At 59.4% G+C, this 22,195-nt stretch carries 18 protein-coding genes and 1 other annotated feature; of the genes, 12 read left to right on the forward strand and 6 right to left on the reverse strand.

The genetic code is table 11. The annotated features are described in order from the left end of the window. Positions 1 to 11: 11 nt before the first annotated feature. The 3 genes from tsaB to ACB034_RS06595 form a co-directional block, all read right to left on the reverse strand. Positions 12 to 713 carry a tRNA (adenosine(37)-N6)-threonylcarbamoyltransferase complex dimerization subunit type 1 TsaB gene (gene tsaB / locus ACB034_RS06585; RefSeq protein WP_371144104.1) on the reverse strand — a complete coding sequence of 234 codons (702 nt, stop codon included), beginning with the start codon at positions 711 to 713 and terminating at the stop codon, positions 12 to 14. 191 nt (positions 714 to 904) lie between these two features. Further along, positions 905 to 2,815, reverse strand: a complete 1,911-nt coding sequence (locus tag ACB034_RS06590; protein WP_371172409.1) for an ATP-dependent DNA helicase — start codon at positions 2,813 to 2,815, stop codon at positions 905 to 907. Between the two features lie 67 nt (positions 2,816 to 2,882). After that, positions 2,883 to 3,125 carry a hypothetical protein gene (locus ACB034_RS06595; RefSeq protein WP_371172410.1) on the reverse strand — a complete coding sequence of 81 codons (243 nt, stop codon included), beginning with the start codon at positions 3,123 to 3,125 and terminating at the stop codon, positions 2,883 to 2,885. A gap of 187 nt (positions 3,126 to 3,312) precedes the next feature. Further along, positions 3,313 to 3,437 (forward strand) — a sequence feature (His leader region). Positions 3,438 to 3,466: 29 nt separating this feature from the next. On the opposite strand from ACB034_RS06595, the gene hisG reads away from it, so the two are divergent. From hisG to hisIE, 8 genes are read left to right on the forward strand one after another with little or no spacing between them, the layout of a single operon-like run. Beyond that, the gene (gene hisG, locus ACB034_RS06600; RefSeq protein ID WP_124240648.1) at positions 3,467 to 4,363 is read left to right on the forward strand and encodes an ATP phosphoribosyltransferase; all 897 of its coding nucleotides are present in this window, start codon (positions 3,467 to 3,469) and stop codon (positions 4,361 to 4,363) included. 12 nt (positions 4,364 to 4,375) lie between these two features. Next, positions 4,376 to 5,701 carry a histidinol dehydrogenase gene (hisD, locus tag ACB034_RS06605; RefSeq protein ID WP_371172411.1) on the forward strand — a complete coding sequence of 442 codons (1,326 nt, stop codon included), beginning with the start codon at positions 4,376 to 4,378 and terminating at the stop codon, positions 5,699 to 5,701. Further along, a complete protein-coding gene (gene hisC, locus ACB034_RS06610; RefSeq protein ID WP_371172412.1) occupies positions 5,698 to 6,768 on the forward strand; it encodes a histidinol-phosphate transaminase in 1,071 nt (356 codons plus the stop codon). Before hisD ends, hisC begins: the two co-directional genes overlap by 4 nt. Positions 6,769 to 6,783: 15 nt before the next feature. Continuing rightward, complete coding sequence (gene hisB, locus ACB034_RS06615) at positions 6,784 to 7,914, forward strand: bifunctional histidinol-phosphatase/imidazoleglycerol-phosphate dehydratase HisB (RefSeq protein ID WP_371172413.1); 1,131 nt, start codon at positions 6,784 to 6,786, stop codon at positions 7,912 to 7,914. After that, entirely contained in the window at positions 7,914 to 8,543 is a 630-nt protein-coding gene (gene hisH, locus ACB034_RS06620) for an imidazole glycerol phosphate synthase subunit HisH (RefSeq protein ID WP_371172414.1), read from the forward strand. Before hisB ends, hisH begins: the two co-directional genes overlap by 1 nt. Before the next feature lie 5 nt (positions 8,544 to 8,548). Next, the gene (gene hisA, locus ACB034_RS06625) at positions 8,549 to 9,319 is read left to right on the forward strand and encodes a 1-(5-phosphoribosyl)-5-[(5-phosphoribosylamino)methylideneamino]imidazole-4-carboxamide isomerase (RefSeq protein WP_371172415.1); all 771 of its coding nucleotides are present in this window, start codon (positions 8,549 to 8,551) and stop codon (positions 9,317 to 9,319) included. Continuing rightward, positions 9,319 to 10,092, forward strand: coding sequence for an imidazole glycerol phosphate synthase subunit HisF (gene hisF / locus ACB034_RS06630; protein ID WP_338612333.1), 774 nt, complete (start codon positions 9,319 to 9,321; stop codon positions 10,090 to 10,092). Before hisA ends, hisF begins: the two co-directional genes overlap by 1 nt. Further along, complete coding sequence (gene hisIE, locus ACB034_RS06635) at positions 10,085 to 10,720, forward strand: bifunctional phosphoribosyl-AMP cyclohydrolase/phosphoribosyl-ATP diphosphatase HisIE (RefSeq protein WP_371172416.1); 636 nt, start codon at positions 10,085 to 10,087, stop codon at positions 10,718 to 10,720. Before hisF ends, hisIE begins: the two co-directional genes overlap by 8 nt. A gap of 39 nt (positions 10,721 to 10,759) precedes the next feature. Here the strand turns inward: hisIE and ACB034_RS06640 are convergent, their stop codons facing one another. Both ACB034_RS06640 and ACB034_RS06645 read right to left on the reverse strand, forming a co-directional pair. After that, complete coding sequence (locus ACB034_RS06640) at positions 10,760 to 12,253, reverse strand: P-loop NTPase fold protein (protein ID WP_371172417.1); 1,494 nt, start codon at positions 12,251 to 12,253, stop codon at positions 10,760 to 10,762. A 214-nt stretch (positions 12,254 to 12,467) separates the two neighbouring features. Beyond that, the gene (locus ACB034_RS06645; RefSeq protein WP_042026294.1) at positions 12,468 to 13,994 is read right to left on the reverse strand and encodes a fumarate hydratase; all 1,527 of its coding nucleotides are present in this window, start codon (positions 13,992 to 13,994) and stop codon (positions 12,468 to 12,470) included. Positions 13,995 to 14,288: 294 nt separating this feature from the next. Between ACB034_RS06645 and pabB the strand changes: the two genes are divergently transcribed. The 3 genes from pabB to ACB034_RS06660 all read left to right on the forward strand — a co-directional run bounded on the left by pabB (position 14,289) and on the right by ACB034_RS06660 (position 17,730). After that, positions 14,289 to 15,572, forward strand: a complete 1,284-nt coding sequence (gene pabB, locus ACB034_RS06650) for an aminodeoxychorismate synthase component I (protein WP_371172586.1) — start codon at positions 14,289 to 14,291, stop codon at positions 15,570 to 15,572. Positions 15,573 to 15,644: 72 nt separating this feature from the next. After that, entirely contained in the window at positions 15,645 to 16,211 is a 567-nt protein-coding gene (locus ACB034_RS06655) for a CoA pyrophosphatase (protein ID WP_371172418.1), read from the forward strand. Between the two features lie 217 nt (positions 16,212 to 16,428). Continuing rightward, positions 16,429 to 17,730: a serine/threonine transporter gene (locus tag ACB034_RS06660; RefSeq protein ID WP_026458036.1), complete on the forward strand. Its 1,302-nt coding sequence runs from the start codon at positions 16,429 to 16,431 to the stop codon at positions 17,728 to 17,730. 595 nt (positions 17,731 to 18,325) lie between these two features. Here the strand turns inward: ACB034_RS06660 and sstT are convergent. After that, positions 18,326 to 19,576, reverse strand: coding sequence for a serine/threonine transporter SstT (gene sstT / locus ACB034_RS06665; protein WP_042026295.1), 1,251 nt, complete (start codon positions 19,574 to 19,576; stop codon positions 18,326 to 18,328). A gap of 342 nt (positions 19,577 to 19,918) precedes the next feature. Between sstT and ACB034_RS06670 the strand changes: the two genes are divergently transcribed. Continuing rightward, positions 19,919 to 21,832 (forward strand): ATP-dependent DNA helicase RecQ, encoded by a 1,914-nt coding sequence (locus ACB034_RS06670; RefSeq protein ID WP_371172419.1) that lies wholly within the window; start codon positions 19,919 to 19,921, stop codon positions 21,830 to 21,832. The last annotated feature ends 363 nt before the right edge of the window (positions 21,833 to 22,195 follow it).

Below are 22,195 nucleotides of genomic sequence, written 5' to 3' on the forward strand. Positions count from 1 at the left end.
CTACCCTGCCCTTACTCGCGACCCGGCAGCTTCTTCCAGGTCACCTTGTCGCGCAAGTAAACCGGGGTCGCCTTCTCCACAGCCACCGCCTCGCCCGCCAGCCAGGCGGTGCGTGCCAGGGGCAGCATGTCTTCTGCTGCCGGGAAGCGCACCTTGCTCCCCATCCGCTCGTCGGCAAGCCCTGCGAGGGTGTCACCATAGGTTTCAAAGCCGGTGCCGACGCAAGTCACCTGGTCTGCCAGCTTGCCACGACTTGCCACCAGGGCGGCGGGATCGCTCACCACTTCCTCACCTACCAACTGCATGCGACTATCGCGCCATTCATAGTGACCGAAGTAAACCTCGTTCATCCGCGCATCGATGGCGGTCAGCACATGCTCGGCCCCGTCCAGACGATGAGCCCCCTGCGCCATGGCCGCCAGGGTGGAGATGCCGATAAGCGGCACACCGGCGCCAAAGGCCAGCCCCTGGGCGACCCCGATGCCGATCCGCACACCGGTAAAGGAGCCCGGGCCACGGCCGAAAGCGATGGCATCCAGCTCGCTCAAACTTATCCCGGCTTCCTCCAACAGAGCCTGAACCATGGGCAAAATCTTGCGGGTGTGATCCCGCGGCGCCTCTTCCCAACGGGAAAACACCTTGTCGCCCACCAGCAAGGCGGCAGAGCAGGCTTCGGTGGCGGTATCAACGGCCAGGATCTTCAACTCGTTCATGCGTTCCAATCTCGATTACATTCAGTCAATGTCATTACCGACCGGCAAACAGTGCCGATCTGTTGTTCAAACAGGTTCAATCACGCTAACAGGGCCCGCAGACCCGACGCGCTGCCAGCAAGCGCCCAAGGGATATACCCCGAGCGCGAGGCCTCAGCCCAACTCAGCACAAAGAGTTCGTCCCGGCTGCGTCATACCTTGGCGCCAAAGAAATCCCCCAGCATGGCCAACTCCCGAGTACGGGGAATGGTGGGCAGACTCTTGATAAAAGTGGCGCCGTAGGGCTTGTTGACCATGCGCGGATCACAGATCACCAGTACCCCATGATCACTGCGATCACGAATAAGCCGCCCCACCCCCTGTTTCAGGGCAATCACCGCCTTGGGCAGCTGGAGTTCGGCAAAGGGATCGCCCCCCTTGAGCTTGCAATCATCGACCCGCGCCTTGAGCAGCGGATCATCGGGGCTGGCAAACGGCAGCTTGTCGATGATAACACAGGAGAGCGCAGCCCCTCGCACGTCGATCCCCTCCCAGAAGCTGCTGGTAGCCACCAGCACGGCGCGGCCATTTTCCACGAACTCCTTGAGCAGCCGCTGCTTGTTGTCCTCCCCCTGCAACAGCACGGTGCGGCCGATCTCCCGGCGCAGCACCTCGGCCACCTGATGCATCACCTGATGACTGGTGCAAAGAAAGAAACAGCCCCCCGGGGTCTTGTTGATAAGGGGGATCATCAGGTTGGCCAACTGTTCGCCCCGACCAAAGGCGTTGGGCTCCGGCAGATAGCGGGGCACGCACAGGCGCGCCTGCTCACCGTAATCGAACGGGCTGTCCAGAATCAGCTCGGCGCTGCCGGCCAGGCCCAGCTCGGCCACGAAGTGATCGAAGCGCTGATCAACCGTCAGGGTGGCGGAGGTGAACACCCAGGCCACCTCGGGCCTTTGCACCTCGGCCCCGAAACGCTCGGCCACCGAGAGCGGGGTCAGGTTGAGGGAAAAATGGAGCCGCGAGCAGTCATACCAGTAGGAAAAACCGGTCTGGTTCACCGCCAGCACCTCGCCAAGGCGAGTGCGCAGCTCGCAGATCCGCTCGAAGGCGTGATCCAGCTGCTCGCCCCGCCCCAGCGCCAGTTTCAACACCTCGTAACAGAGCCCGATGGCATCGTTGAGGCGAGCCAGCGCCTGTCCCCAGAGGGGCTGGCGCAGCATGTCGCGGGTATTGCCGCGCCCGCCATCCACCCCGAAGGCGAGGCGCAAGTCCTGGCTCGCGATGGCGAGCCGATCCGCCGCCTTGCCAAGCTGGGCCATATCGTGGGCTTCGGCCCGATAGGCAAGCTGGATATCCTGCGCCAGATCCTGGATGGTGCGGCTGCCCACCGACTTGCCGAAGTAGTTGGTGGCGATCTCGGGCAACTGGTGCGCCTCGTCAAACACATAGACCTGCGCCTGCGGCACCAGCTCGCCAAATCCCGTGTCTTTCACCGCCAGATCGGCGAAGAAGAGGTGATGGTTGATCACCACCACCTGGGCGTCCATGGCGCGGCGCCGGGCGATGACCAGGTGGCAATCGTCGTAATAGGGGCAGTCACGCCCCAGACAGTTGTCGTTGGTGCTGGTGACGTGGGCGAGGATCTCGGCGTTTTCCTGCAGTCCCGGAATATCTCCCACATCGCCGTTGTCGGTGGCAGTGGACCAGGACTTCACCTTGACCAGATCATTGAGGATCTCAGGCTTTTGCAGATGGGATTCGCTCAAGAGCCGGTTCATCCGCTCGATACACAGGTAGTTGCTGCGCCCTTTGAGCAGTGCCACCGGCGGGGTGTAAGAGAGCGCCTCAGTGATGGTAGGCAAGTCTCGATAGAAGAGCTGCTCCTGCAGGTTTTTGGAGCCCGTACTGATCACCACCCGCTTGCCGGATTCCAGCGCCGGTACCAGATAGGCGTAGGTCTTGCCGGTGCCTGTCCCCGCCTCCACCAGCAGACGGCCGCCACTCTTGATGGCACGGGCCACCGCCTCGGCCATCTCCAGTTGCGGAGCGCGGGCTTTGAAACCGTCGATATGGCTGGCCAGAGGGCCGTCTGGCTTGAACAGGGTCTGGATGGTCAAAAGGGAGTCCCGCAGCAAAAGGGGGCATTATGCCAAAAGCGCGGCGAAAGCGGGACTGATTCTGCGCTCAGACGAAGAGATCGATCTGATGCTCGGGATCGGGCTTGTGATCGTCCTCCTCCGACGTTGGCTGATCATGCTTGGCCGAGGGGTACGGCTGCTGGCGCTGCTGGGAGTCGCTGTTATCAGTGCCGGTCTTGCGCAGCCGATGCTTTTGGCTGATCTGGGTCACTTCCCGCTTGATCTCTTCGCTGCCTGGCGTGGCGGGCGCCCGGGGCAAGATGGGGAACAAGAGGTCCTGGCTGGGCATGATGTCGACTCCTGCTAGGGGTTATTGTCTAGTTATCGACCAGAAAACCGTTTTCTCAATTTTAATCGATCAAATCACAATTTCGGGTTGCTTTTTCTGTCAAGGCAGGTAGTTTAAATCAGGCGTCAATTACGACATCTTATTTGTAAAGGATTGATTACATGCAGTTCACCACCGTGAAGACTCATCACCACCATCATCATCCCGAATAGTCTTTCAGGAGGTTGACTGCTGGAAGACACTTAACTGGTGACTTCCAAAAGGACCGCAAGATTCATAAACCCTCGGAAGCACCCACTTCCGAGGGTTTTTTCGTTTTTGACTAGAAGGAAATCGAGCAAATGGAAACACAACGTCTACGTATCGCCATGCAAAAGTCCGGTCGTCTGAGCCAGGACTCCCAGGCACTGTTCAAGAGCTGCGGCCTCAAGATCAACCTGCGCGAACAGCGCCTTATCGCCCATGTCGAGAACATGCCCATCGACATCCTGCGGGTGCGCGATGACGACATTCCGGGGCTGGTGATGGAAGGGGTGGTCGACCTTGGCATCATCGGCGAGAACGTGCTGGAAGAGGTGCAGCTCATCCGCGCCTCCCAGGGACAGCCCTTTGCGGTCAAGACCCTCAAGCAGCTCGACTTCGGCGGCTGCCGCCTCTCCCTGGCCGTACCGGACGACGTCAACTACACCGGACCACAGAGTCTCGCTGGCAAGCGCATCGCCACCTCCTACCCGGGGCTGCTCGGTCGCTTCTTCGCCGAACGAGATATTCCCTTCAAGAGCGTGATGCTGGGCGGCTCGGTGGAAGTGGCGCCGCGCGCGGGCCTGGCCGACGCCATCTGCGATCTGGTCTCCACCGGCGCGACCCTGGAGGCTAACGGCCTGAAAGAGGTGGAGGTGATCTACCGCTCCAAGGCGGTACTGGTACAGGCCCCCAACCCCCTGTCTGATGCCAAGCAGAAGCTTATCGACAAGCTGCTGCCCCGCATTCAGGGGATGCAGCAGGCCCGCGAGAGCAAGTACATCATGCTGCACGCCCCCAAAGAGAAGCTCGATGCCATCACCAGTCTGCTGCCGGGGGCCGAGCGCCCCACCATCATGCAGCTGGCGGGCGAGACCAATCAGGTGGCGCTGCACGTCGTCTCCAGCGAAACCCTGTTCTGGGAGACCATGGAGCAGCTCAAGGCCCTTGGCGCCAGCTCCATCCTGGTGCTGCCCATCGAAAAAATGATGGAATAAGGAAGGGACATCATGCAGACCCTGATCTGGAAGACCCTCTCCCCTGCCCAGCAGGCCGACGTGCTGACCCGGCCCGCCTTGAGTGACGAGGCCGATATCGGCGCCGTGGTGCGGGATATCATCAGCGCGGTACGCAGCCGGGGGGATGAGGCCCTGCGCGAGTTGAGCCAGCGCTTCGAGCGTGCCCCCCGCCAGCAGCTGCAGGTAAGCAATGCCGAAATCGAGGCCGCCTGCGAGCGCCTCGATGACGACATCAAGGGCGCCATCGAGGCGGCCATCGCCAACATTCGCGCCTTCCACGCCGCCCAACAACAACCCGTGGTGCGAGTAGAGACCCAGCCCGGCGTGGTGTGCGAGCTGCGCACCCAGCCCATCGGCCGGGTCGGCCTCTATGTGCCAGGGGGCAGCGCGCCGCTCCCCTCCACCGTGATGATGCTGGCCATTCCGGCCCGCCTGGCTGGTTGTCGCGAAGTGGTGCTCTGTACCCCGTCCCCCGCCAGCGACGAGATCCTGTTTGCCGCCCGCGCCTGCGGTGTCGAGAAGGTATTCGCCATCGGCGGCGCCCAGGCCATCGCAGCCATGGCCTACGGCACACAGAGCATCCCCAAGGTGGACAAGATCTTCGGCCCGGGCAACGCCTATGTGACCGAAGCCAAGGGCCAGGTGTCGCGCGACTGGCGCGGCGCCGCCATCGACATGCCCGCCGGCCCCTCCGAGGTGCTGGTGATCGCCGACGAGAGCGCCAACCCGGCCTTCGTGGCGGCAGATCTGCTCTCCCAGGCCGAGCACGGCCCTGACAGCCAGGTGGTGCTGGTGACCACCTCGCCCCTGCTGGCCGATGCCATCGGCGCCGAGATCAAAGGCCAGCTGGCCAAGCTCACTCGCCGCGACATCGCTGCCAAGGCGCTGGGCAGCAGTCTGGTGATCCTTTGTGACGATCTGGCCGAAGCGTGTGCCATCTCCAATGCCTATGCGCCGGAGCACCTGATCGTGCAGACCCGCGCACCCCGCGAGCTGCTGGACCGACTCGAGAATGCCGGCTCCATCTTCCTTGGGGCATGGACTCCCGAATCCGTCGGCGATTACGCCAGCGGCACCAACCACACCCTGCCCACCTACGGCTATGCCCGCACCTGCTCCAGTCTGGGACTGGCGGATTATCAGCGCCGCTATACGGTGCAGGAGCTAAGCGAGAGCGGCATCCGCAGCCTTGGTCCCATCGTCGAGCGCATCGCCCAGGCCGAGGGGCTCGATGGCCACAAAAATGCCGTCACCCTGAGATTGCAGGCCCTCGCGGGTGCCGTCCAAACCGGTTCACAGCAAAAGGATTTGTCATGAGCATTGCCAATCTGGCGCGCCGCGTGGTGCGCGCCCTCACCCCTTACCAATCTGCCCGTCGCATCGGTGGCAAGGGTCATGTCTGGCTCAACGCCAACGAGGCCCCGCAGGCCTACCCCTTTACCGTCGAGGGGAGCCGTCTCAACCGCTATCCCGAACCCCAACCAACCGAAGTGGTCAACGGCTACGCCGCCTATGCGGGAGTCAATCCGGATCAGGTGCTGGTGAGCCGCGGCGCCGACGAAGCCATCGAGCTCTTGATCCGCACCTTCTGCGAAGCGGGTGAAGATCAGATCCTCATCTGCCCGCCCACCTACGGCATGTACGCCATCAGCGCCGAAACCTGTGGCGTGGGGATTGTCGAGCAGCCCTTGACGCCTGCGCGCCAGCCGGACTGGCCCGCCATCGCCGATCGTCTCGGTGACGTGAACCTGGTGTTCCTCTGCTCCCCCAACAACCCCACCGGGGATCTGGTAGGCCGCGATGGGCTTATCACCCTGCTGGAGAAGGCCCGGGATCGCGCCATCGTGGTGGTGGACGAGGCCTATATCGAGTTCTGCCCCGAGGCTTCCGTGGTAGATCTGCTGGCCCGTTTCCCCAACCTGGTGGTGACCCGCACCCTCTCCAAGGCCTTTGCCCTGGCGGGGATCCGCTGCGGCTTTACGCTGGCAAGCCCCGAGGTGATCGCCATGCTGGCCAAGGTGATCGCCCCCTATCCCATCCCGGAGCCCATCGCCCAGATTGCGGTTCAGGCTCTCTCCCCCATGGGGCTGACACTGATGTCGGAGCGGGTATTGGAGCTCAACAAGCAAAAGGCACAGCTCAAAACCGAGCTTGCCACTTTGTCATGCGTAAAAGAGGTGTTCGAGGACAAGGGCAACTTCGTGCTGGTGCGCTTTGTGGATGGCGCCAGCGTGTTTGCCGCCATGAGGGCCGCCGGCATCATACTGCGGGATTTCTCGACCAAACCCGGCCTTGATAACAGCATTCGCATCACCATCGGCTATCAGGGCGAGATGGACGCCGTGCTGGCCGTGCTGCGTGATCTGCCCTCTCCCACTTTGTAAGACAAGGATGTAGCGATGAAGACCCCGTTTTTGTTTATCGACCGCGACGGCACCCTGATTGAAGAGCCGGTGACCGACAAGCAGGTGGACAGCCTCGCCAAGCTGCGCTTCGAGCCCATGGTGATCCCGGTGCTGCGCGAGCTGCAGGCCGCCGGTTACGTGCTGGTGATGGTGACCAACCAGGATGGGCTGGGCACCGCCAGCCTGCCGCTGGAGAACTTCCAGCCGCCTCACGACCTGATGATGCACCTCTTTGAATCGCAAGGAGTGAGCTGGGAGCAGGTGCTGATCTGCCCCCACTTCCCCACCGACGGCTGCAGCTGCCGCAAGCCCCACCTCGGCCTGGTGAAGGAGTATCTCGCCTCCGGTCGCATCGACTTTGCCAACTCCTTCGTGATTGGCGATCGCCAGACCGATCTGCAGCTTGCCGAGAACATGGGCATCAGCGGGATTCGCTACCACCCACAAGATCACGACTGGCTCGCCATCCGTGATCAGCTGCTCTCCAAAGGACGAGTTGCCGAGGTAGAGCGCTACACCAAGGAGACTCGCATTCAGGTGGCTGTGGATTTAGACAAGAGCGGCGGCAACCAGATCGATACCGGCATTGGCTTTTTTGATCACATGCTCGATCAGATCGCTACCCACGCCGGCTTCAGGCTCAAGCTCAAGGTGAGCGGCGATCTGCACATCGACGATCACCACACGGTAGAAGATGTCGGCCTCGCCCTCGGTCAGGCCCTGCGCCAGGCCCTTGGCAACAAGCGCGGCATCGGCCGCTTCGGCTTCGTGCTGGCGATGGACGAGGTACAGGCGGTCATCGATGGCCGCCCTCGTGCGGATGAAGAGACCCCGCTCACCGAGCAGGAGGTCGCCACCGCGCTGGATTTAAGCGGTCGCCCCTACTTCGTATTCGACTGCCCGAGCGGTTTTGGCCGCGACAGCGTGGGTGAGATGGCCACCGAGATGGTGCCCCACTTCTTTCGCTCCCTCTCGGACGCCATGGCCATCACATTGCAGATGAAGGTGGGCAGCGGCAACACCCACCACCAGGTGGAGGCGCTGTTCAAGGGCTTTGGCCGCGCCCTGCGCCAGGCCATTCGGGTGGAAGGGAGCGAACTCCCCTCCAGCAAGGGGGTGCTGTGATGGAAGTGAACAAACAGAAGCTGGTCATCATCGATACGGGGTGTGCCAACCTCGCCTCGGTCAGGATGGCGTTCGAGCGCCTCGGCGCGGCGCCTCGAGTCTCCCGCGAGGCGGCCGATATCGAAGCGGCTGACAAGCTGATCCTGCCCGGGGTCGGCACCGCCGTGGCCGCCATGAAGAACCTAAACGAGCGCAATCTTGTGCCGCTTATTCGCGCCGCCAGACAACCGCTGCTGGGCTTTTGTCTCGGCATGCAGATGCTGGCGGAGGCCTCCGAAGAGATCATGAGTAAGGACGAGAGCAAGGGCGGGCTTATCGACTGCCTCGGCATAGTCCCGGGCAAGATCCGGCTGATGGAAGTAGGCAAGCTGCGCCTGCCTCACATGGGCTGGAATCAGGTGGAGCACGACGAGAGCCACCCTTTGCTCAAGGGCATTTCAAGCGGCAGCTACTTCTATTTCGTCCACTCCTACGCCCTGGAAGTGACCGGCGCCACCATCGCCACCTGCAACTACGGCCAGCCGTTTACCGCCATCGTGGGCCGCGACAACTTCTTCGGTGCCCAATTCCACCCGGAGCGCTCCGGCGCGGCCGGTGCCCGCCTACTGCAAAACTTTCTGGAGCTTTAACAAGGATGATTATCCCAGCCATTGATTTGATTAACGGCCAAGTCGTGAGGCTCTATCAGGGCGACTACGGCCAGAAGACCGCCTACAGCGACAGCCCGCAGGCCCGTTTCGATGAATATGTCTCCCAGGGGGCGGTGCAGCTGCACCTGGTGGATCTGGACGGTGCCAAGGATGCCAGAGCGCGCCAGCTCCCCCTCATCGCCCAGCTGCTGTCGGCCACCGAGGCGCCGGTGCAGGTAGGGGGTGGCGTGCGCAGCGAGCAGGATGTGGCGGACCTGCTGGCCGCCGGCGCCAGCCGGGTGGTGATCGGCTCCACCGCCGTCAAATCGCCGGATCTGGTGGCCAGCTGGATGGAGAAATACGGCCCCGAGCGCATCGTGCTGGCGCTGGACGTCAATATCGACTCCCAGGGCAACCGTCACATCGCGGTAGCCGGCTGGCAGGAGAACAGCGGAGTAACCATAGAGGCGTTGATCGAGCGCTTCCTCCCCGCCGGCCTCAAGCACGTGCTCTGCACCGACATCAGCCGTGACGGTACCCTGGCCGGCACCAACGTCGAGCTCTACCGGGATCTTTGCGCCCGCTACCCGAGCGTCGGTTTCCAGGCCTCCGGCGGCATTGGCGGCATCGAGGATATCGAGGCGCTCAAGGGCTCCGGGGTCAAGGGGATCATCCTCGGTCGCGCCCTGCTGGAAGGCAAGTTCTCGGTAGGCGATGCCATCGCTTGCTGGGCGGCGCCCGCTGCATCTACCCCGACAGAAACAGGAGGCAACTGATGCTGGCAAGACGAATTATCCCCTGCCTCGACGTCAAGGATGGCGTGGTGGTCAAGGGCGTGCAGTTTCGCAACCACGAAGTGATGGGCGGCATTGTCGAGCTGGCCCGCCGCTACGCCGAGGAAGGTGCCGACGAGCTGGTGTTTTATGACATCACCGCCTCAAGCGATGCCCGGGTGGTGGACAAGAGCTGGGTGAGCCGGGTGGCAGAGGTGATCGATATCCCCTTCTGCGTCGCCGGCGGCATCAAAAGCGTCGAGGATGCCCGCCAGATCCTGGAGTTTGGTGCCGACAAGGTATCCATCAACTCCCCGGCCCTGGCGGATCCCCGCCTTATCACCCGGCTGGCCGAGCGATTTGGCGTGCAGTGCGTGGTAGTGGGCATCGACTCCTATTTTGATGCCCAAACCGGCCACTATCAGGTCAAGCAGTTTACCGGCGACGAGAGCCGCACCCGCACCACCGCCTGGCACACCCTTGACTGGGTGCAGGAGGTACAAAAACGCGGCGCGGGCGAAATTGTGCTGAACGTGATGAACCAGGATGGCATGCGCCAGGGTTATGATCTTGAGCAGCTCAAGCTGGTGCGGGCCGTCTGCAAGGTGCCGCTGATTGCCTCCGGCGGCGCCGGCGCCATGGAACACTTTCGCGATGCCTTCACCCTCGCCGATGTGGACGGGGCCCTGGCCGCCTCCGTGTTCCACAAGGGGCTTATCCCCATTCCCGAATTGAAACGCTGGCTGAAAACCGAAGGAGTCGCCATCCGTGAATAATCAAGCTGTAAATAACGATGTGTCGCTGATCGAGCGCCTGGACTGGGCCAAGTGCGACGGCATGATCCCCGCCATCGTCCAGCATGCTGCCAGTGGCGAAGTGCTGATGCAGGGCTTTATGACGAAGGAAGCCCTGGACAAAACCCTGGCGACCGGCCAGGTCACCTTCTTTAGTCGCAGCAAGCAGCGCCTGTGGACCAAGGGGGAGAGCTCGGGCCATTTGCTGAAACTCGTCGCCATCAGCACCGACTGCGATCAGGACTCCCTGCTGGTCGCCGCCGATCCCGTGGGCCCCACCTGCCACAAAGGGACAACCTCTTGCTTTGACGGCCACCCGGTACCGCCACTGGGCTTTTTGGCCGAGCTTGAGCAAATCCTGGCGGCCCGCAAAGGCGCGGATCCTGCCACCAGCTACACCGCCAGCCTCTATGGCAAGGGCACCAAGCGCATCGCCCAGAAGGTAGGTGAAGAAGGCGTGGAAGTAGCCCTGGCCGCCATGGCCAAGGATCGGGAGGAGCTGATTAACGAATCCGCCGATCTGCTCTACCACCTGACCGTGCTACTGCAAAACGAGGGGCTGGCATTAAAGGATGTGGTGCAGCGGCTTTATGAGCGGCATAATAAATAATGTATCATATTGATTAACGGGCTATTTGGCCCGTTAATCTCATTCAAATGATATAGCTAACTCAACCCAATCCCTGTATGTAGACATATCCACAAGTGATTTATCATGTAACTTTGAATTAAGAACATAATATTTCAACCTCTCAGAAAGGTTTTTTTCTGTTATTGATGGATACGCTGCATTAAGCTCTTTCACCTCTTTTTCAAGTTGATATGATATATTTTCATATTCACCCAAGTAGCCCCGCAAATGGTTTCCAATTAGGTTTGATATTGGCACAGTATATATTCCTTGTGAAAAGGCACCATTACAACAGCTTTCCATTTTAATACTCACCGTACCGACTACATTATTTATACCATGTAACTTATGTTCTTTCACCTTACTGCTCGCTGAAGGCAAATATTTTTTCACTAATGAGATTATAGCTTCATAGTCAGAAGGCATACTCTCATGCAAAGCTATGAGATACACCAGAAATGCTGTATTAACTGAATCATCTTTAATATTCACCAGTACTAATTGCAGCCTATCAATAAGTTTCTCAGTGCTTCTTAATGACAGCTGACAAGCATCAGCTATAGCTGAAATTATATCGCTAAAAGAACCTACATTCAGGCCTCTAGGCCATATAGTTTCAAAAATTTTGCTATCGAGGTAACTTGCATTAGATAAGTAGCTTTCAACAAAATCATGCCTTGAACAGCTAAGCATACTGAATCGCCTATTAAAAAATCGACTTAGATATGTATATGCATCAAACTCTGAACCATAAATTACTTTTACAGCATGTTGTAGTTGTTCTGTATCTGTAGCCAACACAAAGACAACTCTGGGAATATCGAATATATGCTTGATAGTCTCCAGCATTTCTACTGCATAAGAGGGACGACAACGATCCAGCTCATCAATCAAAATAAAAGCAGGATAATCTAACTCTCCGTTACCTAAAGCAACAGCACCTTCAACCCATTGCCTGATCTCTTGTTTAAGATACTGGATAGATTCATAACGCTCTTTATGATTACTACAAAGCGTATCAACCAGCTTATCTGCGTCTTCGCCTTCCACAGAAAAGTCACCATCTTCAAGTCCAGCTTTTTTAATGGCTGACTTGATAACCAATTTTCCGCCCACCTTGAGCAACCCCAATAGCTTGGACTTGATGCCATCAGGTATTGCAACCTTATTTCCTGTTGCATCTCTCAATTGATCAATAATCGACGAAATAACCGTCAATAAAGGATCATCGGAGAAGTCCTGCTGCCAGGCATCGATATAGACGGTGGGATAGTGCGCTTTCAGCTCCATATACCAGCGCTTGATAAACCAGGTTTTACCCGCCCCCCATTCGGCATTGAGGTTAAGCACATAGTTGCGCTGCTTGCCTTCGGCGGCAAGGTAGTTGGTCAGAAATTCGGCATAACGTGCACGATCCAGCCGATCGGCACTCAAGCGCTCTTCACTGCTCGCGATGGCTCCCGGCCCCTCCCAGATTACCGAATCACTCCAATCAAACCCCGCCGATGTCATCTTACTGATCTCCCGATAGATATTGCCGGGAATGATATCAAGGACCTCGGATAAATAACTTGATAAAGGCGCTGTTTGTGACCCTTTTACGCGTCTGCATGCCCGACAGGCAAGGGAACAGAAAGGATGATCGGGCAGCAATAAGCATAAAAAAGGCGTATCCGCAGATACGCCTTACTATAGAGACTCACCACTTCGTGGTGACAACCAACCCTTAAGAGGCCAGCTTGCCGTCCAGCTCGGCAATCTTGGCCGACCAGTAGGCCGGGCCTGTCTCGTGGATATTGTTACCCTGGGAGTCGACTGCCACAGTCACCGGCATATCTTCCACTTCAAACTCGTAGATGGCCTCCATGCCGAGATCGGCAAAGGCGACCACGCGAGCCTTCTTGATGGCCTTGGCCACCAGATAGGCGGCGCCGCCGACGGCCATCAGATAGACGGCCTGGTGTTGCTTGATGCTCTCGACGGTTTTCGGGCCGCGCTCGGACTTGCCGATCATGCCGATAAGGCCGGTTTCACCCAGCATCATGTCGGTGAACTTGTCCATCCGGGTAGAGGTGGTGGGGCCGGCGGGGCCGACCACTTCGTCACGCACCGCATCGACCGGGCCGACGTAATAGATGAAGCGGTTGGTGAAATCGACCCCTTCCGGCAGCCCTTCACCACGCGCCAGCATGTCGGCGATGCGCTTGTGGGCGGCGTCACGACCGGTGAGGATCTTGCCCGACAGCAACACGGTATCGCCGCTCTTCCAGCTGGCGAGCTCGGCCTTGGTGATGCCATCGACGTTGACGCGGCGTACGTTGCCGCCCGCCTCGCGGGTGATCTCGGGCCAATCTTCCAGTTTCGGCGGGGTCAGTTCGGCCGGGCCGGAACCATCGAGCTCGAAGTGTACGTGACGGGTGGCCGCGCAGTTGGGGATCATCACCACCGGCTTGGAGGCGGCGTGGGTCGGAGCGGATTTGACCTTCACATCCAGCACGGTAGTGAGGCCGCCAAGGCCCTGGGCACCGATGCCGAGCTTGTTGACCTTGTCATAGAGCTCGACGCGCAGCTTCTCTTCAGTGGTTTCGGGGCCGCGGGCGATCAGCTCCTGAATGTCGATATGTTCCATCAGGGCCTCTTTGGCCAGCACGGCCGCCTTCTCGGCGGTACCGCCAATGCCGATGCCGAGCATGCCCGGCGGGCACCAGCCAGCCCCCATGGTGGGCACGGTTTTAACGACCCACTCGACGATGTCGTCGGAGGGGTTGAGCATCACCATCTTGGATTTGTTCTCGGAGCCACCGCCCTTGGCGGCGATGCTCACCTCGACCTTGTTGCCCGGGATCATGTCGATGTGCACCACGGCCGGCGCATTGTCTTTGGTGTTCTTGCGGCTGCCGGCCGGATCGGCCAGCACGGAGGCGCGCAGCGGGTTGTCCGGGTTGGTGTAAGCGCGGCGGGTGCCCTCGTCCACCATCTCCTGCACCGTCATGTCGCTGTCCCACTGCACCTGCATGCCGATCTTCACGAAACAGGTGACGATGCCGGTGTCCTGGCAAAGCGGACGGTGGCCCTCGGCGGACATGCGGGAGTTGATCAGGATCTGGGCCAGGGCGTCTTTGGCCGCCGGGTTGGCTTCCCGATCATAGGCAGCCTTGGCAGCCTGAACGAAATCGAGGGGGTGGTAATAGGAGATGTACTGAAGGGCGTCGGCGATGGAATCGATAAAGTCCTGTTTTTTTATAATGCTCATATCTTCCTCACTGGTCCTTGTCCATGCCGCAGGGCAAAACAAGGGCTTCCATATGATTGGCTATGCGGTCGTGCTGACCAAAAACTATCAGCCAGCAAAAAACGAACGGCACAGCAGTTTTTTCTTTAGTCACCGACACCTATGATACGCTTGCCGTCCCGCACCGACTAGGGGCCACAAACTAAACTGTTGCCTGTGTAACAAAAAATGACGCCAACACTTCATATTTATCACTTCGATCATCACCCGCGCCTGCACGATCAGTTCGCCCTGTTGCAACACCTGCCCTGGGCCATGCTGCTGGAGTCAGCCGGACCACTCGGCGCCGACAACGGTTTTGACATCATCACCGCCGATCCGTTGGCCACCCTGGAGACCCGGGGGCCCCTCACCACCCTGCGCCAGGGTGATCAACAGAGCGAGTACCATGACGATCCCCTCGCCCTGCTGGCCCGCACCCAGCGCACGCTGCTGGGGGAACTTTCAGAGCAGCCAACCAGGCTCCCGTTTATCGGTGGGGCACTGGGGCTCTTTGGCTATGATCTGGGTCGCCGCTTCGAGCGATTGCCGGTGCAGGCCGCCGCCGATATCGGCGTGCCGGACATGGTGGTGGGGATCTACGACTGGGCGCTGCTGCGCGATGTGGCCAGCGGCCAGTGGCAACTGGTGCACTGGGGCGACGAGGCGGGGCTGGCGAAGCGTCTGGCCTGGCTTGAGCAGCAACAGTGCAAACCGGCGCCGGCCTTCTCCTTGCAAGGTGAATGGCAGAGCAATATGAGCCGCGCCGAGTATGGCGAGAAGTTTGCCCGCATCCAGGCCTATCTCGCCGCCGGAGATTGCTACCAAATCAACCTGACCCAGCGTTTCCAGGCCCCCTATCAGGGGGACGAGTGGCACGCCTACTGTGCCCTCGCCGTCGCCAACAAGGCCCCCTTCTCCGCCTTTGTCCGATTGCCGCACAGCGCCATTTTGAGTCTCTCCCCCGAGCGCTTCCTGCTGCTTGATGGCCGCCATATCGAGACCAAACCCATCAAGGGCACCCGGGCCCGCCACTCTGATCCAGAGATGGATCGCCAGATAGCCCAGGAGCTGGCCCAGGCGGACAAGGACAGATCGGAAAATTTGATGATCGTGGATCTGCTGCGCAACGACATCGGTCGGGTGAGCCGACCCGGCTCGGTCAGCGTGCCTCATCTGTTTGCGGTGGAATCCTTCCCCGCCGTGCATCACCTGGTTTCCACCATTCACGGTGAGCTCGACGAGCGCTGGCAGGGGGTCGATCTGCTGCGCGCCTGCTTCCCGGGCGGCTCCATCACGGGCGCCCCCAAGATCCGCGCCATGGAGATCATCGAGGAGCTGGAGCCGCAGCGACGCAATGCCTATTGCGGCAGCATCGGCTATGTGAGCCAGCACGGACGGATGGACACCAGCATCTGCATTCGCACTCTGATCGCCGAGAACGGCCATCTCTCTTGTTGGGCCGGTGGCGGCATCATCGCCGACTCCGATGCCGACAGCGAATATCAGGAGACCTACGACAAGGTGGCCCGGATCCTCCCCCACCTCTCGGCCTTGTGATAAAAATCTTTTTCTTTAACCCGGCATGGAGCCACGGCACAGTGGCTAACGATGAACATGGATAGCCACGACATGGATAGCAATGAACTGCTGACCCGCTTTCAACTTCAACTGCCGGCGCCAGCCCATCGGCTGGCCATCGCCGGACTCAAACCGGCGGCCGTGCTGCTGCCGGTGGTAGAACGCGAGCAGGGGTTGCAGCTGCTGCTGACCCGTCGCAGCCCCCATCTGCGCCACCATGCGGGCCAGATAAGCTTTCCCGGGGGACGTCAGGATCCGCAAGACAGGGATCTGATCCAGACCGCCCTGCGCGAAACCGAGGAGGAGCTCGGCATCAGCCCCCGCCAGATCCGCGTCATCGGTACCCTGAGCCCGCTCAATACCGTCTCCCAGTACGATGTGCTGCCAGTGCTCGGGCTGGTCGAGGGGGATTACCAGCTCACCCTCAGCCAGGATGAGGTGGCTCAGGCATTCGAAGTGCCCCTTGCCCACCTGCTCAATCCCGCCAACCACATCGCCCTCACTTTTCCCCGCAAGCAACAGTGGCACACCGTCTACTGGATACCCTGGCAAGATCATTTCATCTGGGGTGCCACCGCCAGCATGATCCGCCAACTCTCACGGCACACCGCAAAATAACAATCTGGATACATTTTGGCGTACAGAATTTGCGCTTTAACATTAAACTAACGTGGCAAATGATAAACAAAAATTGATTTTTTAGTATTTTGATCACGTTTCTATAAGAAAGTGCGGTTTTTCACGTTAGTAAGGTGAATTTGATCAACATTTTTAATCGAAAAAAAAGTATCCTTGCGCCGACTCAATAAAAAACCACACATTCGGGGTGAGATAGATGTCTAAAACTGTCATTGGCGCACAGGATGTTGCGACCGCACAGGAGCAAGGATTCAGCTCCGTCCAGACCACCAAGGGTTGGGCGAAACAAGACACCACCTGGGTGATCAGTCTGTTCGGTACCGCTGTCGGCGCCGGCATTCTGTTCCTGCCGATCAACGCCGGCATGGGCGGCTTCTGGCCGCTGGTCGTGATGGCGCTGCTGGTCGGCCCCATGACTTACCTGGCGCACCGCGGCCTGGCCCGTTTCGTCCTCTCCTCCAAGCAGAAAGATGCAGACATCACCAAGGTGGTGGAAGAGCACTTCGGCGTCGGCGCAGGCAAGCTCATCACCCTGCTCTACTTCTTCGCCATCTACCCCATCGTGCTGATCTACGGCGTGGGCATCACCAACACGGTTGAAAGCTTCATGGTCAACCAGCTGCAGATGGCTGCCCCGCCGCGCTGGATCCTCTCCATCGTGCTGATCATGGGCATGATGTCCGTGATGCTGGCCGGTGAGAAGCTGATGCTGAAAGTGACCGAGTTCCTGGTCTACCCGCTCATCGCCATCCTGGCTGGTATCTCCCTCTACCTGATCCCGGACTGGACCGGTGCCGCTCTGGCGCAGGTGCCGTCTGCCAAGGATTTCGCCACCACCCTGTGGCTGACCATCCCTGTGCTGGTGTTCGCCTTCAACCACAGCCCGGCCATCTCCAGCTTCGCCCTGGCCCAGCGTCGTGACTACGGTGATCGCGCCGTCGAGAAATCCGATGCCATCCTCAAGCGTACCGCCATGGTGCTGCTGGGCTTCGTGATGTTCTTCGTCTTCTCCTGCGTGATGAGCCTGACTCCGGCCCAGCTGGCCGAAGCCAAGGCCCAGAACATCGCCGTGCTCTCCTACCTGGCCAACCAGCATGCGAGCCCGATCATCTCCTACTTCGGTCCGCTGGTTGCGTTCGTCGCCATCGTCTCCTCCTTCTTCGGCCACTATCTGGGTGCCCGTGAAGGTCTGAAAGGGATGATCGTCCAGAACATGACCAAGGCTGGCAAAGAGCCGGATCAAAAGAAGGTTGAGCTGTTCATCATCGGTTTCTTCATCCTGACCCTGTGGGGCACCGCCGTGGCCAACCCCTCCATCCTGGGCATGATTGAATCGCTGGGCGGCCCCATCATCGCCACCATCCTGTTCCTGATGCCGATGTACGCCATCAAGCGTGTACCGGCCATGGCGAAGTACCAGGGCCAGATCAGCAACGTGTTCGTTGCCACCATGGGTCTGATTGCCATCTCCGCCATCTTCTATCAGCTGGTTGGTTAATCCCTCCCGCTGCCGAACCAAAATGCCAGCCGTTATCCGGCTGGCATTTTTTATGGGCGAGCTGCGCCAGTCCCTCCTCTCTTATCGACATAGACTCCCGAACATCCCCCGTTTCCCTGAGTTTCGTTAACCCTGTCCTGTTTCCCGAATAACCGGCCTCTCCCATCCCGTGAAGAAGGGATCGGGCACGGTACACTCGGCCACACTGTTGCTTGCGCCAGCCCACTGCCGCCTATTTGTGCTGTGCGGAAATACGCGCCGTCACACCTTTCACGCAGCTCGCCAACAGTTGACTAAAGCCATGGCTAAAGATGCCATCCTGGCCGCCATGGCGTTGCCAATCCACGGTAGAGCCCCGGACGTTGCAATAAGGTGTAGTGCAGTCGTAGCTTGCCCTTCCCGCCATGAGTTTCTCATCTTTGTATCCAGCCCCTCACTCGTGCTCTGAACCAGACATGGCGTTCAGGCATGACAGGCCAGCAAGCGACTGGCTCAACCTGATGCGATGCCAATGCCCCGTAAAAACCTTATTTGCAGGCATAAAAAAGCGCCCTCCGAAGAGGGCGCCAAATAACAGAGAAGGTGGGTAACGAGATCAAGCTTCGCGGCTTGGGATCGCCTCGGCGTCCATCAGGCTCTCGTCTTCGGCCATGCAGGCCGCGGCGGTAAACAGCACGTCGGTGGAGCTGTTGAGGGCCGTTTCGGCGGAATCCTGCAGTACCCCGATGATGAAGCCAACGGCCACCACCTGCATGGCGATGTCGTTGCTGATCCCGAACAGGCTGCATGCCAGCGGGATCAGCAGCAGGGAACCACCGGCCACACCGGAGGCGCCGCAAGCACTGACGGTGGCAACCACGGAGAGCAGCAGAGCCGTGGCCAGATCCACTTCCACTCCCAGGGTATGCACTGCCGCCATGGCCAGCACGGTAATGGTGATGGCGGCGCCGGCCATGTTGATGGTGGCGCCCAGCGGAATGGAGACCGCATAGGTATCTTCCGGCAGACGCAGTTTTTCACACAGGGCCATGTTGACCGGGATGTTGGCAGCGGAGCTGCGGGTAAAGAAGGCGGTCACGCCGCTCTCTTTGAGGCAGGTCAGCACCAGCGGATAGGGGTTGCGCTTGATCTTCCAGAACACGATCAGCGGGTTGACCACGAAAGCGATGAACAGCATGCAGCCGATCAGCACCACCAGCAGCTGGGCATAGCCGAACAGGGCATCGAAGCCGGTCTCGGCCAGGGTGGAGGCGACCAGGCCCAGAATACCGAGCGGGGCACAACGGATCACCGCCTTGACGATGGTGGAGACACCGTGGGAGAGATCGGAGATCAGCGCCTTGGTGCTCTCATTGGCATGACGCATGGCGATGCCAAGGCCGATGGCCCAAGCCAGGATCCCGATGTAGTTGGCATCCATCAACGCCTTGACCGGGTTGGTCACGATGTTGAACAGCAGGGTTTGCAGCACTTCTGTGATGCCGCCCGGCGGAGTGATCTCGGCGGTGTTGGCTACCAGATGCAGGTTGGAGGGGAACAGGAAGCTGGCCATGACGGCGACGACGGCCGCCGCGAAAGTGCCAAACAGATAGAGTACCAGCAAGGGGCGGATGTTGGTTTTCTGCCCCTGCTTGTGGCCTATGATGGCCGCCATTACCAGCACAAAGACCAGCAGTGGTGCGACCGCCTTCAATGCGCCGACAAACAGGCTGCCGAGCAGGCCGGCTGCCCTGGCCCACTCGGGGGCAAACATGGCCAGCAGGATACCGAATACCAGACCAACCAGGATCTGGCTGACAAGACTGGTGCTATTGACCAGCCGGATAAGAGGGTGTTGTTGTGTCATCAAAAAGTCCCTAGGCACCGTAGTGCATGATTCATGAGTCCTGTCTGCAATCCCGCATTGAGAAGCGCCTGCCCCTCATATGAGATAACCGCGGCCAGCCTTCTGTCGGGCCGATCCGGCGGTTATCAGGATTGCTTGATGGAATATCCCACTCGCCACCTTTTTTTTCCAGAGAATCACCAAAAAATATCCGGCTTTTATCACAAAATCCCGCAACAAACTCTTAACCGGAAGGCAACCACCCGTTTTTGTACGCATTTCAACCAGTCTTTACCGACTTACTCACTCCCGTTATCAAGGGGTCGCTGTGTTATCATCGCCAATTTGCGCTGGAGCCCTGCCATGATCCCGACCCTGCTGACCCGACACTTTGGTTTTTCCGGACTCAGATCCGGCCAGGAGGCGGTGATCAACCGGGTGCTGGCAGGCCAAAGCGCGGCCGCCATCTTCCCCACCGGCTCAGGCAAATCCCTTTGTTATCAGTTGCCCGCCCTCGCCCTGCCCCATCTCACCCTGGTGATCTCGCCCCTGCTGGCCTTGATGCACGATCAGCTCGCCTTTCTCAAAAACAAGGGGATCAGCGCCGCGACCCTCGATTCCAGCCAGAGTGCGGAAAAGAGCCGTCAGGTGATGCAGCAAGCCCTGGATGGCCAGCTGAAGATCCTGATGATCTCGGTGGAGCGTCTCAAGAACGAGCGCTTTCGCCGCTTTATCCAGCAGGTGCCGCTGTCGCTGCTGGTGGTGGATGAGGCTCACTGCATCTCGGAGTGGGGTCACAACTTTCGCCCCGACTACCTCAAGCTGCCGCACTATCGCGAGGAGCTGAAGATCCCCCAGGTATTGCTGCTGACCGCCACCGCCACCCGGGCGGTTATCGAGGATATGCAGGCGAAATTTGCCACCGAGCCCGATAACGTGATCGTGACCGGCTTCTATCGCCCCAATCTCGATCTCGCCGTGGTGCCGCTTCGCCCCGAGGAGCGCGATAGCTGGCTCGCCCAAACCTTGCGCGCAGACCCCGGCCTACCCACCATCATCTATGTCACCCTGCAACACACCGCCGAGCAGTGCGCCGGGATGTTGCAGCAGCAGGGGCTCAGTGTACGTGCCTATCACGCCGGGCTTGATGCTGAGGTGCGCAGCCAGATCCAGCGGGATTTCATGACCGCTCGGGTGGATTGCATCGTCGCCACCATCGCCTTTGGCATGGGGGTCGACAAGGCGGATATCCGCCGAGTGATTCATTACGATCTGCCCAAATCCATCGAGAACTACAGCCAGGAGATTGGCCGGGCCGGTCGCGATGGCCACTTGTCGCACTGCACCGTACTGGCCAACCAGAGCCAGCTGCCGGTGCTGGAAAATTTCGTCTATGGCGATACCCCGGATCTGGCGGCCATCCGCCAGTTGCTTGACATCATTGCAGGCAGCGGCCCGCAGTGGGAATTCACCCTGCTGCGCCTCTCAAGCGAAATAAATATCCGCCAGCTGCCCCTCAAGACTCTGCTGGTTTATCTGGAAATGGCGGGAATCATCACGCCGGCCTACAGCTATTTTGCCGATTACCGCTTCAAGTTCGTGCTGGATAAAAGCGACATCCTCGCCCGCTTCAACCCGGATCGACGCCAGTTTCTGGAACAATTGTTTGCCTGCGCGCCCTTGGCACGCAGCTGGTGCACCATGGATTTCGAAGCACTCTGGCAGGGTTATCAGGGAGAACGCCAGCGGGCGGTTGCGGCCCTCGACTACCTGCAACAACAAGGATGGATAGAGCTCGAGAGCAAGCAGATGACCGAGGTCTACCGGGTCAATCAACAGGGGTGGAACAAAGAAGAAGAGGCGCTGCGGCTACACGGTCTTTTCTTGCAAAAAGAGCAGAGCGAGCTTGCCAGACTGCAGGCCATGCTGGACTTTTTCACCGCCGGCGACTGCCTGAGCCACCGCCTGGCCCGCTATTTTGCCGATGAGGCCGCCCCCGCCCGGTGCGGCCACTGTTCCGTCTGTCGCGGCCAGGTTGCCGTGCTCCCACCCTTGCCCCGACTGATCATGCCAAACGAGGCGGGCATCCGCGCCTGGTGCGATCCCCTCATCGCCAAGACAGGCACACAGGATGAGCGGGTCCTGGCCCGTTTTCTGTGCGGCATCGCCACACCGCTCACCACCCGAGTCAAGGCCAGATCCCTGGCCGGGTTTGGCCAACTGGCGGCCCATCCCTTTGCCAACGTGTTGCAGGCCTTAAAGCAGGCCTACTCCTGAATACAAAGCAGGCTGCACACCACTACAATATTTTCAGCAGACAAAAAAAAAGAAGACCCTCGCCTTTGCGAGGGTCAAGCCAACGGAAACGTGCTTAAACAGAGCTTAGTGCCACAACAAACCGCTCTCTTGCTAAAGCGGCTTGTCAACTGCACATGGCCAATCTAGATGAGCGAAATTGTAGCGTCAATGTAAAAATTAGAGTTATAACTTCAAACAAATTGCATTACGTTGACGTTAGCGTAATGACAATTTTATTGATATTCCCGCCAACAGGCGCCACGCTTGGCTTCCCGTTTCACCTGCATCGACTCGCCCGGACCTGCCCGCAAGCCAAGAAACATTTATTTTTTATGTCTTTGA

This window comes from Aeromonas sp. S18(2024) (assembly GCF_041402525.1).
Lineage (GTDB): Bacteria > Pseudomonadota > Gammaproteobacteria > Enterobacterales > Aeromonadaceae > Aeromonas > Aeromonas enteropelogenes.

What these genes read in the sequence shown, in the direction of transcription:
- tsaB (WP_371144104.1), bottom strand. Translation starts at nt 713, where the DNA reads ATGAACGAGTTGAAGATCCTGGCCGTTGATACCGCCACCGAAGCCTGC.
- ACB034_RS06595 (WP_371172410.1), bottom strand. Translation starts at nt 3,125, where the DNA reads ATGCCCAGCCAGGACCTCTTGTTCCCCATCTTGCCCCGGGCGCCCGCC.
- hisG (WP_124240648.1), top strand. Translation starts at nt 3,467, where the DNA reads ATGGAAACACAACGTCTACGTATCGCCATGCAAAAGTCCGGTCGTCTG.
- hisD (WP_371172411.1), top strand. Translation starts at nt 4,376, where the DNA reads ATGCAGACCCTGATCTGGAAGACCCTCTCCCCTGCCCAGCAGGCCGAC.
- hisC (WP_371172412.1), top strand. Translation starts at nt 5,698, where the DNA reads ATGAGCATTGCCAATCTGGCGCGCCGCGTGGTGCGCGCCCTCACCCCT.
- hisB (WP_371172413.1), top strand. Translation starts at nt 6,784, where the DNA reads ATGAAGACCCCGTTTTTGTTTATCGACCGCGACGGCACCCTGATTGAA.
- hisH (WP_371172414.1), top strand. Translation starts at nt 7,914, where the DNA reads ATGGAAGTGAACAAACAGAAGCTGGTCATCATCGATACGGGGTGTGCC.
- hisA (WP_371172415.1), top strand. Translation starts at nt 8,549, where the DNA reads ATGATTATCCCAGCCATTGATTTGATTAACGGCCAAGTCGTGAGGCTC.
- hisF (WP_338612333.1), top strand. Translation starts at nt 9,319, where the DNA reads ATGCTGGCAAGACGAATTATCCCCTGCCTCGACGTCAAGGATGGCGTG.
- ACB034_RS06640 (WP_371172417.1), bottom strand. Translation starts at nt 12,253, where the DNA reads ATGACATCGGCGGGGTTTGATTGGAGTGATTCGGTAATCTGGGAGGGG.
- ACB034_RS06645 (WP_042026294.1), bottom strand. Translation starts at nt 13,994, where the DNA reads ATGAGCATTATAAAAAAACAGGACTTTATCGATTCCATCGCCGACGCC.
- pabB (WP_371172586.1), top strand. Translation starts at nt 14,289, where the DNA reads ATGCTGCTGGAGTCAGCCGGACCACTCGGCGCCGACAACGGTTTTGAC.
- ACB034_RS06655 (WP_371172418.1), top strand. Translation starts at nt 15,645, where the DNA reads ATGGATAGCAATGAACTGCTGACCCGCTTTCAACTTCAACTGCCGGCG.
- ACB034_RS06660 (WP_026458036.1), top strand. Translation starts at nt 16,429, where the DNA reads ATGTCTAAAACTGTCATTGGCGCACAGGATGTTGCGACCGCACAGGAG.
- sstT (WP_042026295.1), bottom strand. Translation starts at nt 19,576, where the DNA reads ATGACACAACAACACCCTCTTATCCGGCTGGTCAATAGCACCAGTCTT.
- ACB034_RS06670 (WP_371172419.1), top strand. Translation starts at nt 19,919, where the DNA reads ATGATCCCGACCCTGCTGACCCGACACTTTGGTTTTTCCGGACTCAGA.